At 67.5% G+C, this 13,790-nt stretch carries 13 protein-coding genes; 5 read left to right on the top strand and 8 right to left on the bottom strand.

What is annotated here, in order from left to right; genetic code table 11:
* Window positions 1-50: 50 nt before the first annotated feature.
* From nagA to ACTJKY_RS12170, 6 genes are all read right to left on the bottom strand, one after another.
* Window positions 51-1,184: an N-acetylglucosamine-6-phosphate deacetylase gene (nagA, locus tag ACTJKY_RS12145; RefSeq protein WP_440846395.1), complete on the bottom strand. Its 1,134-nt coding sequence runs from the start codon at window positions 1,182-1,184 to the stop codon at window positions 51-53.
* Window positions 1,181-2,230, bottom strand: a complete 1,050-nt coding sequence (locus ACTJKY_RS12150; RefSeq protein ID WP_440846397.1) for an SIS domain-containing protein — start codon at window positions 2,228-2,230, stop codon at window positions 1,181-1,183. The genes nagA and ACTJKY_RS12150 overlap by 4 nt, the downstream gene beginning before the upstream one ends.
* Before the next feature lie 68 nt (window positions 2,231-2,298).
* The gene (locus ACTJKY_RS12155; RefSeq protein WP_440846399.1) at window positions 2,299-3,033 is read right to left on the bottom strand and encodes a copper homeostasis protein CutC; all 735 of its coding nucleotides are present in this window, start codon (window positions 3,031-3,033) and stop codon (window positions 2,299-2,301) included.
* A 45-nt stretch (window positions 3,034-3,078) separates the two neighbouring features.
* Window positions 3,079-3,954 (bottom strand): hypothetical protein, encoded by an 876-nt coding sequence (locus ACTJKY_RS12160; RefSeq protein ID WP_440846401.1) that lies wholly within the window; start codon window positions 3,952-3,954, stop codon window positions 3,079-3,081.
* Window positions 3,936-4,283, bottom strand: a complete 348-nt coding sequence (locus ACTJKY_RS12165; RefSeq protein ID WP_440846403.1) for an MmcQ/YjbR family DNA-binding protein — start codon at window positions 4,281-4,283, stop codon at window positions 3,936-3,938. The genes ACTJKY_RS12160 and ACTJKY_RS12165 overlap by 19 nt, the downstream gene beginning before the upstream one ends.
* The gene (locus ACTJKY_RS12170; RefSeq protein WP_440846405.1) at window positions 4,276-5,595 is read right to left on the bottom strand and encodes a replication-associated recombination protein A; all 1,320 of its coding nucleotides are present in this window, start codon (window positions 5,593-5,595) and stop codon (window positions 4,276-4,278) included. Before ACTJKY_RS12170 ends, ACTJKY_RS12165 begins: the two co-directional genes overlap by 8 nt.
* Window positions 5,596-5,721: 126 nt before the next feature.
* On the opposite strand from ACTJKY_RS12170, the gene ubiM reads away from it, so the two are divergent.
* The 3 genes from ubiM to ACTJKY_RS12185 all read left to right on the top strand — a co-directional run bounded on the left by ubiM (window position 5,722) and on the right by ACTJKY_RS12185 (window position 8,098).
* Complete coding sequence (gene ubiM / locus ACTJKY_RS12175) at window positions 5,722-6,894, top strand: 5-demethoxyubiquinol-8 5-hydroxylase UbiM (protein WP_440846407.1); 1,173 nt, start codon at window positions 5,722-5,724, stop codon at window positions 6,892-6,894.
* Between the two features lie 199 nt (window positions 6,895-7,093).
* On the top strand, window positions 7,094-7,702 hold the full coding sequence (locus ACTJKY_RS12180; RefSeq protein ID WP_440846408.1) for a PadR family transcriptional regulator: 609 nt from the start codon (window positions 7,094-7,096) through the stop codon (window positions 7,700-7,702).
* Between the two features lie 72 nt (window positions 7,703-7,774).
* Window positions 7,775-8,098: a DUF2218 domain-containing protein gene (locus ACTJKY_RS12185; RefSeq protein WP_440846410.1), complete on the top strand. Its 324-nt coding sequence runs from the start codon at window positions 7,775-7,777 to the stop codon at window positions 8,096-8,098.
* 58 nt (window positions 8,099-8,156) lie between these two features.
* On the opposite strand, the gene ACTJKY_RS12190 is transcribed toward ACTJKY_RS12185, so the two are convergent.
* On the bottom strand, window positions 8,157-10,673 hold the full coding sequence (locus ACTJKY_RS12190) for a TonB-dependent receptor domain-containing protein (protein ID WP_440846412.1): 2,517 nt from the start codon (window positions 10,671-10,673) through the stop codon (window positions 8,157-8,159).
* A 315-nt stretch (window positions 10,674-10,988) separates the two neighbouring features.
* Here ACTJKY_RS12190 and ACTJKY_RS12195 point away from each other — a divergent pair, with 315 nt between their 5' ends.
* Window positions 10,989-12,179, top strand: coding sequence for a sensor histidine kinase (locus ACTJKY_RS12195; RefSeq protein WP_440846414.1), 1,191 nt, complete (start codon window positions 10,989-10,991; stop codon window positions 12,177-12,179).
* A gap of 94 nt (window positions 12,180-12,273) precedes the next feature.
* Here the strand turns inward: ACTJKY_RS12195 and ACTJKY_RS12200 are convergent, their stop codons facing one another.
* Complete coding sequence (locus ACTJKY_RS12200; protein WP_440846416.1) at window positions 12,274-13,425, bottom strand: glycosyltransferase family 4 protein; 1,152 nt, start codon at window positions 13,423-13,425, stop codon at window positions 12,274-12,276.
* 95 nt (window positions 13,426-13,520) lie between these two features.
* Between ACTJKY_RS12200 and ACTJKY_RS12205 the strand changes: the two genes are divergently transcribed.
* Window positions 13,521-13,739, top strand: a complete 219-nt coding sequence (locus ACTJKY_RS12205) for a DUF2945 domain-containing protein (RefSeq protein WP_440846417.1) — start codon at window positions 13,521-13,523, stop codon at window positions 13,737-13,739.
* Window positions 13,740-13,790 lie beyond the last annotated feature (51 nt).

Raw genomic sequence — 13,790 nt, forward strand, 5'->3', positions numbered from 1 at the left:
GTCATGGGAAGAGGGCGGCGCGATCGTGCTCAGGGCGGGTCTCCGTGCGATCAGGGGAAGCGGGTTGCGCCGATCCAGCACCCGGCGGGCTGGAAGTCGCGGGTCATCTGCACCCAGTCGGCGCGCAGCCCGGGGGCGAGCGCACCGCGTTCGTGCGACAGGCCAAGGAACGCGGCAGGGCTGGCGGCGGCCATCATCGCGGCGTCCTCGGGCGAGGTGCCGATACGGGTGACCATGTGGCGGAACGCGCCGGTCATATCGAGCGCCGAACCGGCCAGCGTGCCGTCGACGCCGAGCAGCCGCCCGCCTTCGACGCGGATGTGCTGGCCGTGCAGGTCGAACGAAGTCATGTCCGAGCCTACATTGGGCATCGCGTCGGTGACCAGCAGGAAGCGGTCATGGGGCCGGGCCGCCAGCGCGATGCGCAGCGCTGCGTCATGGACGTGGAAGCCGTCCGGGATGATCCCGCAATAGGCGGTCTGGTTCTCCAGCGCCGCGCCGACCACGCCGGGCGCGCGATGGAGCAGCGGCGACATCGCGTTGTAGAGATGCGTCACGCCGGTCATGCCGGCCTCGAAGGCGGCGACCGCGGTCTCGTAGGTCGCGTCGCTATGGCCGATCGCAAGCAGCACGCCGGCATCGGCCAGGCGGCGGACATCGGCGAGGTCGACCATCTCGGGCGCCAGCGTCACCAGCACCTTGCCGCGGCGCGGGCGGCCGAGCAGTTCGACCATGCCGGCGTCGAGCCCGCGGAACTTGTCCGCGTCGTGGATGCCCTTGCGGGCCTTGTTGAGGATCGGGCCCTCAATGTGCGCGCCGACGACGCCGGGCACGCCCGCCTCGATCGCCGCATCGGTGGCATCGAGCGCCCTGGCGATCACCTCGGGCACGTCGCTGATCAGCGTCGGCAGGAACGCGGTGGTGCCGAACTTGGCGTGGGCCGCACCGATCGCCGCGATGCCCTCAACGGTGGTCGCGTCGTTGAACAGCACGCCGCCGCCGCCGTTGACCTGGACATCGATGAAGCCGGGAACGATCCAGCCGCCGTCGAGGTCGATCGTGTCGGTGCCGCTGCCTTCAGCGGAAATCGAGACGATGCGGCCCTGGTCGACCTGGATCACTGCTTCCGGAAGCGTGCCGGCAGCGGTGACGATCTGGCCGTTGACGAAGCGAAAACTGCTCATCGAGTCTCGGTCACCTTGCGGAGATACAGCGGGGCGTCGGGGTTGTTGCCGCGCGCCAGCGAGAGCGCGTTGACCATCGGATAGAAGCTCTGGACCATCAGGATCGGCTCCACCGCGGGGTGGCCGGCGAGCACCGGCAGCGGTGAGGCGTCACCGGCCTTCGCGTCGACCAAGCACAGGCGGGCGCCGCGCTCGGCGAACTCGGCCGAGGCTTCGCGAACGCTGTCGCCGGCGGTGTCCGAGGTTGCGAAGGCGAGCACCGGGAAGCCCTCGCCGACGATCGCCATTGGACCGTGGCGCACTTCGGCGGCGCTGAACGCCTCGGCGTGCAGGCTGCAGGTTTCCTTGAACTTGAGCGCAGCTTCCTGTGCGACGGCGAAGCTGTAGCCGCGACCGATCACGAACAGGTTGGTCGCATTGCGCAGCGTGTCCACGACCGGTGACCAATCGAAATCGCGCGCCTTTTCCAGCTGTTCGGGCAAGCCGGTGAGCGCGGTGGCGAGCGCCTCGTCCTGCGCCCATTCGGCGACCAGCGCGGCGAAGGCGGCCAACGCGGTGATGTAGGACTTGGTCGCGGCGACCGAACGTTCCGGACCTGCCTTGAGGCCGATCGTGGTGTCGGCCATTTCGGCGAGCGGCGATTCCTCGTCGTTGACGAAGGCGACGACGCGGGCGCCGGCCTGCTGGTACGCCTTGACGGTGGCGAGCAGGTCGGGGCTGCGGCCGCTCTGCGATACCGCGATGCACAGCGCGCGGGCGGTGGAGACGGGCGCCTCGAACACCGACGCGACGGAGGGCGCGGCGGAGGCGACCGGCACACCGAGCATCGTCTCGATCAGATATTTGCCATAGGTGGCCGAATGGTCGGACGAACCGCGAGCGCAGGTGACGACCAGCGCAGGCGGGTCGGCGCGCAGCTCGCGGGCCAGCGCGGCGAGCGCCGGGCCGTTGGCGTCGAGCAGGCGGCGGACCGCGGCACCAGCTTCGGCAGCCTCGGACGCCATCAGCGTCGCGCCACCTGCGGGCTTTTCCATTTCAGCGATCATCGTTCCCCATTGCCTCCACTGGCTATGATGGAACCAGGGATAAGTTACATATTGGTATTGTTCAAGCGCTAGCTGTGTGCGTCGAGCAAATTACGCAGGGTAGAAACTTTGGCGGGGTCGGTGGCGAGCCGCGGGCCGGTCTGGAAGCCGAAGGCGATTTCGCGGGTGTCGGCGCTGCCCTGCGGGCTGCGGCACGAGGCGTGGACCTCGCGCACGCCGGTCTCCAGGATCGGTGGCAGCGTGGTCGCGTCGACGCCGCTGCCGGCCAATATGGTGATTCGGTCGCCCGCGGCCTGTACCAGCGCGGCAAGCGTCTCACGCCCGTCGATCGCCTTAGGGGTGCAGCCGGAGGTGAGGATCCGGTCGAAGCCGAGCGTGATCGCGGTTTCCATTGCGGCCAGCGGATCGGGGCAGAGATCGAAGGCGCGGTGGAGCGTCAGCGACAGGCTGCGCCCGGCATTGCGCGCGACCGATATCCAGGCGGCGAGCATCTCCGCATCGAGCTGGCGGTCGGTGCGGCTGGCGCCGATCACCACGCCGGCTAGTCCCGCCTCGGCGGCCGCGCGGATGTCGGCGGCGACCAGCGCGGCTTCGGCGGCGGTGTAGACGAAGTTGCCGTCGCGTGGGCGGGCGAGCAGATGCACCGGGATCGGCGCCGTTGCGGCTGCGGCGATCAGCGAGTCGGGCGGGGTCAGGCCGCCTACGGCCAGTGCGGCGCACAGCTCGATTCGGTCCGCGCCGCCGGTTACCGAGGCATCGATCCCGGCGACATCTTCCACGCAGACTTCGAGCAAGCGACGCATCAGGTATGTGCCCCCGGGGTCAAGGTTCTAGAAAAGTCCTATTCCTCAGAGCACGCCGAAGGTCCAGCCCTCCGTACGGGCTAGATCGGGTGTGAGGCCGGCCGGAGTCCACAGTCCCGGCTGCCCGGCAGCCACGCGCAGCCACGCGGCGCTGAGGATCGCGTCGGTAGCATGGTCGTCATAGCGGGGAAGCGGTGCGTGCGGCGCCGATCCGAACGCGGCGAGCATCGCATCGAGCGTGTCGGCGTCGCGGATCTTCGAGATGCCCTTGCGCATCCCCGCGAGTCGGGCGGCGAGCGAGGTATAGATTTCCACCAGCACCGGGCCGGTATCGGGCAGCGGGTCGAACGGCCAGAGTCCCACGCGGCCGCGCAGGCGGTGGAGGACGCGCATGCCGGTAAGGCTCGATTTGCCGACCTGGCTCGCCCCGACCAGGTTGAAACAGCTGTACGGCGACAGCGCCATGGCCTCTTGCCCAACCTCGCACACCCGGAACCGCCCGCGCCCGCCGGGGAAGAGGTCGCCGCAGTCGCCCATCTGGCGGAAGTGCCGCCGCGCCTCGTCATGCTGGACGAAGCTGGTCGCGGCGAGGTGCGGATCGGCGGCGGACAGCCGATCGACCAGCGCCCACAGCGCAGGCCCGTCCGCAGGGCTCTCCGCCCAGCCGGGGAAATAGGCCCCGGCATCGGCGAAGGGGAAGGCGGGGGAGAGATCGAGCCCGACCAGCGCGCGCGTTCCGCTATCGGCAAGCTCTTCCAGGAACGCGAGAATATCGGCGCGCGACCAGGGGCGGTCGATCAGCACCGGCGCGGCGTCGCCTGCACGGGCATGCGCGACGGCAAGCCCCTTGGGCCGCTCGACCGCCTGGCCGGACCAGTCGATCGCGATGAAATCGGTGAAGCTCAGGGGCGGGTTTCCCATCCGGCGGCGAGGCGCTGCGCCTTCTTGGCACGATCCCACCAGGCGCGCTGGATATAGAGCGCGATCCGTTCGCGCGCCGGGGTGCCGTAGCGGACCAGCAGCATCGGATAGTTGCGATAATGGTCGGTCTGCCAGAAGGTCTCGGGATCGGTCTCGATCAGCAGTGGCTTCTCGTCCTGCGCGACCATCAGCCCGAAGCTGCCGGGCTCCCGGCTGGGCGAGATCAGCCCCTTGCCGTTGATCTTGGGACAGGGCGTGCCCCACCAGGGCGCTATCGCTACGTCGGGCAGCGTCAGCGCGAAGGCGCAGGCATCCTCCCAATCATCCATCGCGCCGCTCTTCCCGCATCGCCGCCCACCAGGCGAGCCGTTCCGCCACGCGCTTCTCGTGGCCGCGATCGGTGGGCACGTAGAAGGTCTGCGGCTCCATCTCGGCCGGCCAGTAATTGTCGCCCGAGAAGCCGCCCTTGGCATCATGGTCGTAGGTATAGCCGGTGCCATAGCCGATCTGCTTCATCAGCTTGGTCGGCGCGTTGAGGATGTTCTGCGGCGGCATCAGCGAGCCGGTTTCCTTCGCCACCTTCCATGCTGCCTTCTGCGCCTTGTAGGCGGCATTGGATTTGGGCGCTGTCGCCAGGTAGAGACATGCCTGGACGATCGCCAGTTCGCCCTCGGGCGAGCCTAGAAAGTCGTAGGTGTCCTTGGCCGCCATGCACTGCACCAGCGCGTTGGGATCGGCCATGCCGATATCCTCCACCGCCATGCGGACGAGGCGGCGGAGCAGGTACAGCGGCTCCTCGCCCGCGGTGAGCATCCGCGCGAGATAATAGAGCGCCGCCTGCGGGTCGGAGCCGCGCACCGATTTATGCAGCGCCGAGATCAGGTTGTAATGCCCCTCGCGGTCCTTGTCGTACACGGCGACCCGGCGCTGGAGGAAGGCGGAGAGACCGGCGGGATCGAGCGGTGCCTCGAACTGGACCGAGAACAGCGTCTCGGCCTGGTTGAGCAGGAAGCGCCCGTCGCCGTCGGCGCTCGCCACCAGCGCGTCGCGTGCTTCCGGGGTGAGGGGCAGGGGGCGTTCCTCCAGCGCCTCGGCACGATCGAGCAGCTGGCACAGCGCCTCGTGGTCGAGCCGGTGCAGGATCAGCACCTGCGCGCGGCTGAGCAAGGCGGCGTTGAGCTCGAAGGACGGGTTCTCGGTGGTCGCACCCACCAACGTCACGGTGCCGTCCTCCACGTACGGAAGGAAGCCGTCCTGCTGGGCGCGGTTGAAGCGGTGGATCTCGTCCACGAACAGCAGGGTGCGCTTGCCGATGCGGGCATGATCGCGCGCCTCGGCGAACACCTTCTTGAGGTCGGCGACGCCCGAGAACACCGCCGAGATCGCGACGAAGCGCAGCCCCACCGCATCGGCGAGCAGTCGCGACATGGTGGTCTTGCCGGTGCCGGGCGGCCCCCAGAAGATGATCGAGCTGAGCTTCCCTGCCGCGACCATCCGCCCGATCGCGCCCTGCGGCCCGGTGAGATGTTCCTGCCCGACCACTTCGTCGAGCTTCTGCGGGCGCAGCCGATCGGCGAGCGGACCGCCGGCGGGGGTGGAATCGGCGGTGGGTTGTTCGTGGGTCGCAAAAAGGTCGGCCATTGCGGCCAAGATAGGCGGCCGGGATCGGTTTTGCATCCTTCCTTGGCATTCGTCCGGGTTGATCCCGCGCAAGGCATTCGCCTGCGCCCCGCCGCACCCTCCGCGCAGTATCAAGGAGGATCGGGCATGGACTGCGACGTCGTCATCGTCGGGGGAGGGCCGGCGGGCCTCGCCTTTGCGCGCTCGCTGGAAGACAGCGGGCTCAGCATCGTGCTGCTCGAGCGCGCGCCGCTGGAGGCGCTGGCCAGCCCGCGCTTCGACGGGCGGGAGATCGCGCTCACCCATGGCTCGAAGCGGATCCTCGAGGCGCTCGGCGCCTGGGGGCGGCTGCCGGCCGACGAGATCGCGCCGATGCACGCGGCCAAGGTGCTCAACGGCGACTCGCCCTTCGCGCTCAACTTCACCGCAGGGGGCGGGGAAGACGACCAACTCGGCTATCTGGTGCCCAATCACCGCATCCGCGCCGCGCTGTACGATGCTGTGAAGCATCAGCCCGGGCTGCGGCTGGTCACCGGCGCAGAGGTGGTCCATGCTCGCTCGGGTGCCACCGGGCCGCGCGCGGAAGTGCTGCTCTCCTCGGGCGAAGTGGTGCGGGCACGGCTGCTGGTGGTGGCCGACTCGAGGCTTTCCAAGACCCGCGAGGCGCTAGGGATCGATACCGACAGCAACCCGCTCGGTCGCTCGATGATGGTGGTGCGGGTGCGGCACGAGCTGCCCCACGGCGCGACCGCGCTCGAATGGTTCGACCATCGCCAGACGCTGGCGCTGCTGCCGCTGAACGGTAACGTGGCCGGTGCGGTGCTGACCCTGCCCGAGGAGGCCGCGCGCCGCGTCGCTGCGTTCGACGATGCCGCGCTCGGCCGCGACCTCACGCGGCGCTTCCGCCAGCGGCTGGGGCGGATGGAGGTGGTGAGCGATCGCAACGTCTATCCGCTGGTCACCACCTGGGCCCATCAGTTCGTCACCGGCCGCGCGGCGCTGATCGGCGATGCGGCGGTGGGGATGCACCCGGTGACGGCGCATGGCTTCAACCTCGGGCTGAGCGGGCAGGCCCTGCTGGCCGCCGAGGTGCGCGATGCGGTGCGGCGGGGCATGGATCCTGCGCTGCCGGCGGTGCTGCGGCGCTTCGAGAACGGCCACCGCGCGGCGTGCAAGCCGCTCTATACGGGGACCAACCTGCTGGTGCGGCTGTTCACCGACGAACGCCTGACGGCGCGCGCGATGCGGCATGCGGTGCTGCGGCTGGGGGCGGGGCTGCCCTTCGTGCGGCCGACGGTGCGGGCGATGCTCACGCATTAAGTCCCTTCTTAAGCCCCTCCCCTCCAGGGGAGGGGTTGTGGTGGGGCAGTGTCTCGCAGAGACCAGCCAAGGTTCTGGAATCCCTCCACCCCAACCCCTCCTCCCCGGAGGAGGGGCTAAATCCGCTCGATCGCTCTTGCACAATCCCTTTCAAGATATATCTTGTGCGCATCAAGACTCGCACAGGATGCACACTACAATGTTTTTCCACTTCGGCCGTCACGGCCATCATCACCATCATCACGGCCATCAGTTCGGCCCCCGCGGTCGCGGCGGCTGGGGCGGGGGCTTTCCCGGCGGCTTCGACATGGCCTTCGCCATGGGCGAGCGCGGGCCTGGCGGGCGCGGCCGGCGGATGTTCGGCGGCGACGAGCTTCGCCTGATCCTGCTCAAGCTGATCGAGGAAGCGCCGCGCCATGGCTATGACCTGATCCGCGAGATCGAGGCGCGCTCCAACGGCGCCTATGCGCCGAGCCCGGGCGTCGTGTACCCCACGCTCACCATGCTCGACGACATGGACCTCATTGCCGAGCACAAGAGCGAAGGCGCCAAGAAGCAGTTCGCGATCACCGAGGCCGGCACTGCGCATCTCGCGGAGAACGCGGCGGAAGTGGAAGCGCTGTTCCAGCGGCTGGCGGACCTTGGCGAGCGCCATGCCCGCACCAGCGGCGGGCCGGTGCGCCGAGCGATGCACAACCTCAAGACCGTGCTCGCCGCAAGCGTGTTCGACGAGGAGGTGGCTCCCGAACGCCTGCACGCGATCGCCGAGATCCTCGACGAAGCCGCGCGCAAGATCGAGCGCTTGTAAGCAACGATGCCCCGGATCGAGGTGTTACGCCGTCGACTGGGGCTCGTCCCCATCGCGGCCAAGGAGAGAAGAATGACGATCGCCCCGTTCACCGCCCATGCGCTGGTGCCGACCGAGCATGCCAGCCGCTATCTCCAGCAGCTGTGCAAGCACTGGCAGCACAATCTCCAGGTGACGTTCACCCCCGAGAACGGCACCGTGATCTTCCCCAAGGATGCGCGCGGCGCCAATCATCCGGGCGATGCGGCGGTGACGTTCGACGTCGCCGAAACCGGGCTGGAAGTGCGCATTAATGCGACGTCCACCGAGCAGCTGGAGGGGCTAAAGGGGGCCGTCGTCCGGCACCTCGATCGCTTCGCCTTTCGCGAGGGTGCGCTGACCTTCGACTGGCAGTAAGCCACGAAGAAGGGGCGGGAACCGCGTGGTTCCCGCCCCTTCTTTCTGCTCGTCCAAATCAGAAGCTGAAGCGGACAGAGCCGGTGATCGTGCGGCCCGTCAGCGTCTGGGCAGTCGCGATGCCCGAGGTCGGGACCGCGGCCGAGTTGACCGAGACGAAGGCCAGCTTGTCGAACACGTTGTAAACGTTGAGGCCGATCTGCACGCCGTTCACCGGGCGAACCTGCACGAACGGGCTGACGATCGCATAGCCCGGCTGCTTGAGCAGGTTGCCGTCCTGCGCGAAGCTGCTGGTGGTGCCGATCACGTTCGTGCCGATGGTGAATCGCTCCACCTCGAACTGCGGGGTCGCCTGGAAGATCAGGTCCGGCTGGTGGCGCGGGGTGTTGCCGACCAGCGTCTTGTCCGCCTTGTCCGCGTCGATCTTGGCCTTGGTGTAGGTGGCACCCAGGCGCAGGCTGAGCGGACCATGCTCGAACAGGCCTTCGAGCTCGACGCCCTTGGCGCTATAGTCGCGGTCGATCTGCAGCACCACGGTGCCGCCGCTGGCGTCGGCGCCGATCTGCAGATTCTTGTCGGTGGTCGATGCCCAGAAGCCGGTGGCGAACAGCGTCACCCCGTCCTTGCGGAATTTCACGCCCGCTTCCGCCTGCTTCACCGGACCATAGGCCATCGACGGATCCGTCAGCGCGCCCGAAGCCGGGTTCACCGCCGGCGAGAAGTACAGGCGCTCGGCGCTGGCGCGCGCGCCGCGGCTGTAGCGGGCGAACACCGACAGCGGCTCGGCGATGCGATAGTTCACGCCCACCGAGTAGGAGGCGTAGCGATAGCTGTAATCTGCCAGGCCGGGCTGCGACAGCGGCAGCACCGCTACGTTGCGCTCGGGGAGCGAGATGACGCCGTCGCGGTTCATGTCGACCGGCGCGACGCCGATCCGACTACCGCCGAGATCTGCACCGTAGAGCGTGCCGGTGACCTTGCCGAAGTCGTAGCGCATGCTGCCGCCGATCGAGAACGCACCGATCTGGTAGTTTACCGAGCCATAGGGCGCGAACACGCGATAGTGGAGATCGTAGCGGCGGCGATAGGCGCCGGTGCCACGGACACCGTAGCTGAGCACCCCGCCCTGGGTAACGGGCACGCCGCCGGCGGTCAGCACATCTACATAAGCGGAGTTGCCGCCGCTTGCGATGTCGAACACGTCGTCCAACAGGTCGAGATTCTGCACCATCGCCTGCGACGAGGCGTAGAAGCCCGCCGTGGTGGTCAGCTTGCCGTCCGCGACATTCCACACGCGGCTGCCGCGGAAATCATTGGTGAAGTTGTCGAGCTTCTCGATGTCCGAATGGATTTCCAGACCATACATCAGCAGGCCGTTGCCGTTCAGCGTCGTCGGGCTGGCGATCGTTTTGCCGGCATTGGGGCCGGTGGCGTAGCGCAGCGTCGCACCGGGGCCGGCAAAGGCCGGTGCGAGCGCGGCGGCGGGCAGCAGCGCCAGCGAACTGCTTTCATTGTACGTGCCGGAGATCGCCGCGTAGCGCATGCGATCGCTGAACGTCCAACCGGCGATATCGAACTGTGCCTCCAGCCCGATCGAGGCGACCTTGCTGCGATCGCCCTCGTGCAGGTCTAGATTCTGCACGTTGTTGTTGCCGTCCAGCGCGAGGATCGATGCCTTGTAGCGCGAATAGAGCGTATCCTTGCGCGGATCGAAGCCCGGGATCGTGCTGTAGCTGGGGTTGGCGTTGGTGCCGCGCAGCGCTACCGGCACGTTGGCGTAGTTGGGCTCGCGATCGTCAAGATACTTGCCGTACAGGCGGATATAACCGTTCCCGAAGGTCTTGGTTACGTTCAGCTTGATCTGCCCGCCCTTGAATGCGTCATAGCCGGTCGCGCGCGGGCCTTCGCCCTGGCGATAGAAGCCGCCGACGTTGAAGCGCACCGTCTTGCTCAGATGGCCGCCATAATCGAAATCGACGCGGCCGAGTTCATGGTCGATGCCCGAGGAAAGCTGGATCGTGCCGCCCTCTTCCTCGCCGGTCTTGGAGATGAAGTTGACCAGGCCGCCCGGCGAGTTCGAGGCGAAGGTCGATGCCGAACCGCCGCGGATCGCCTGGACTTGCGACAGGCTGAGATCGGTGCGCAGGAACGCGGTAGTCGAGGCGAAGTGGATGTCGCCGAACTCGAGCACCGGCAGGCCGTCTTCCTGGATCTGCAGGAACTTGGAGCCATCCGCCGCCATCGGCAGACCGCGAATGGTTACCGCGGTGAGGCCGTCGGTGCCGGCGGTTTCGGCGCGAATGCCCGGGATGTTGCCCAGCACTTCGGCGATCGAGCGCGTGCCGATCTTCTGGATCTGCTCCTCGTCGATCGAACTCGCCGAGATCGCTGAATCGAGCAGGTCGCGGCCCTTGGCGACCCCGGTAGTGAAGGCCTGCTTCTGCGGCTTGGCCTCGGTCGAGTCACTGTTGTGCGCGGCGGGGCCATCGGCGCCGGCAGAAGCCTGTTGGGCTTGTGCGGGCAGCGCGATCGCAGCAGCGGAAAGCGCCAGCGCCAGGCGGAATCGAGTATTCATCACAACCCCATTTGTCTCGGTTTTTCTGCGGACGCGTTGGGGGTGTGGCAGTTAAGGCTTTGAAAGTGTTGTGCTAGGTACAAGTACGGGGCGTTTTTGCCGTTGGGGAACGTTTGCCTCCCATGAATGTGACTATCTTTCTCGCCGCATCCAAACTTAATATTACCTCGTATATACGCTGACGGCGGAGAATGCGGTCGACCGGCAGGGGAGAGTGCAGCAATGATCGAATCGCGCATCCAGCAGCGGCATGCGAGTAAAAGTGCACCGCAGGAAGCACGCTTGCTCGGTCTTTTGGCGGATTGTGCCGGGAAGATGCTGGGCGCATCCGATCCGACGGCGATGATCGACTATCTGTTCGAAATGGTCCGCGACGAACTGCTGCTCGACGTCTATTTCCACTACCGTGCGGAGCCGGATCACCTGCTGGTGCTGGAGGCGAGCGGCGGGCTGTCCGAGGCGCAGCGGGCTGCCGGCGCGCGGCTTCAGTTCGGGCAGGCGGTATGTGGGATGGTGGCGCGGGATCGTACCCCGCGGGTGGTCGCCCAGGTGCAGGGCAGCGACAATCGGATGACCAATTTCATCCGCGACGTTGGGCTGGACAGCTATGCCTGTACGCCGCTGCTGTACGGCGAGGTGCTGCTCGGCACGCTCGGTTTCGGGCGTCGCAGTGGTGTGGCGTTTACCGAGATCGAACTGCGCTTCCTGCGTACCATCTGCAGCTATGTCGCAGTGGCGAAGAACCGCTTGTTGGTGGAGGCGGAAATGCTGGCGGCGATGAAGGCGCGCGACGCGCTGGAAAAGGCGCAGCGGGCGCTGATCGGCAGCATCTCGCGCAGTGCCGCCGAGGAGGAAGCTGCCACCGCGGCGATGCTCGCCCACGAAATGGTGCAGCCGCTGTCGGCCGCGTCGAACTACATCGCAACCGTGGAGATGGCGCTGCGCGGCACCGGCGGCCCAGACGTGCTGCGGCAACTGGCGCAGGCACGGGCGCAGATCAGCCGCTCGTCCCAGATCGTCGCGCGCACGCGAGCGCTCGTCGAGCGCGGCGAAGTGGATGCGGAGTTCGTTCCTGCCGGAACGCTGTTCGACGAGGCGCGCGAATTGTTCGAGGCCGCCTGGACCGGCGCGTTCGCGCAGATCGACGTGGAGATCGAAGCGGCCTTGGGACCCTTGCTCGCTGACCGGGTGCAGATCGGCCAGGTGCTGGCCAACCTGCTGCGCAATGCCGCGCAGGCGCTGCGTGCTACCCCAGATGCCCGCATCCTGCTCTCGGCGCGTGCTGTGGAGGACGGGGTGGAGATTGCGGTGACCGACAACGGTCCCGGCTTTCCCGGCGGGGTCCTCCCCGAGCGGGGTCGGTCAACCAGCGGCGGGCAGGGGATCGGCCTCACCGTCACCCGCCGCATCCTGGAGGCGCATGAGACCGCGCTGGAACTGCAGGCACCGGAGGAGGGCGGCACGCGGCTCCGCTTCGTGCTCGCTGCGCGTGAGGCCGTGGCCTAGAGCATTTTCAAGTTGACCGTTTACGGTCGACGACTCGGAAAATGCGGTAATCGAAGAAATAGAGCGTCTTCGCTCAAGGTGAAAACGCTTTAGGTCAGCGTGCCCGGCGAGCGAGCACTTCGAAATAGCTCTCCAGCACCGCGTGGTTCACCCGGTCCCACACATAGGCCTGGGCCTTCTCATGCCCCGCCGCGCCGGCCGAGGCGGCGAGTGCCGGATCCTCGATCAGCCGCGCGATCGCGCCGGCATAGGCATCGACGTCGCGCGGCGGCACCAGGAAGCCGTTGACGCCTTCCTCCACCAGATCGATCGCGCCGGTGGCGCGCGCGGCGACGATCGGCACGCCGCAGGCCATCGCCTCGGAGGTGACGTTGCCGAACGTCTCGGTAACCGAGGGGTTGAACAGCACGTCCATTGAGGCGACCGCGCGGGCGAGATCGTCGCCGCGCTGGAAGCCGGTGAACACCGCCTCCGGCACCTGCTCGGCAAACCATTGACGTGCCGGGCCTTCGCCGATCACCAGCACCTTGTGCGGCACGCCGCGCGCGGTCAGCTGGTTGCAAACCTGCGCGAAGATATCGAGTCCTTTTTCCAGCACCAGCCGCCCGAGAAAGCCGACGGCGAATTCTCCATCGCCGATGCCGAGCGACCGGCGCCAGGCGAGATCGCGGCGCGCCGGGTTGAACCGCGCATGGTCCACCCCGCGCGACCAGATGCGGATCGGCGTGGTCACGCCCCAGCCGCGGATGAGGTCGGCCGTGGAGTCGCCGGGTGTCACCACCTGGTCAACGCGGTTGTAGAAGCGGGTCAGCAGCTTGATGATCACCGGCGCGACGAAGCCGAGATGGTAATAGGCCGGGTACGTCTCGAAGCGGGTGTGGAGCGAGGCAAGGGTGGCAATGTCGTGCTTGCGCGCCCAGGTCACCGCGCCGTGGCCGAGGAATTCGGGTGCCGAGACATGCACCATGTTAGGTGCAAAGGCTTTCAGATCGGCGCGGATGCTCTTGGGCAGGCTAGTCGCGAACTTGTATTCGGCGCGGCCGCCCGGCACCGGCCAGGCGGGCACGCTCACCAGGTCGCCGGTCGGCGCGAAGGCGGGGGTGTCGGTGGTCGGCGAATAGATTCGGACCTTCACGCCCTGGTCGAGCAGATAGCCGACGAGCTTGTTGAGCGCCTGGTTCGCGCCATCGCGAACATAGTTGTAATTGCCGCTGAAGAGCGCGACGCGAAGATCCGAGGGTTGCATGTTCGCGCTTCGCATAGTCGCGTGCGCGCGGCCCGGCAAGCGAACGTCATGCCCGCGTCACGGAACAGGCTCGGGGCCTGCCGATTCTGCGATTCATGAGCAAGCATTTCGCGAAGGGCGCCGCGGTGCGCTGGAACTGGGGCGGCCACCAGGCGCATGGCAAGGTCGCCGAGCGCTTCGAGCGGCGCGTGCAGCGCACGATCAAGGGCGAGAAGATCGTGCGGAACGGGACCAAGGACAATCCCGCCTATCTGGTAGAGCAGGAGGACGGCGGCCGCGTGCTGAAGCTGGAGAGCGAGCTGGAGGCGGGGTGATCCCGCTTCTTAGCCCCTCCCCTTCAGGGGAGGGGTTGGGGTGGGGCTGTG

This window comes from Sphingomonas sp. 22176 (assembly GCF_052045505.1).
Lineage (GTDB): Bacteria > Pseudomonadota > Alphaproteobacteria > Sphingomonadales > Sphingomonadaceae > Sphingomonas.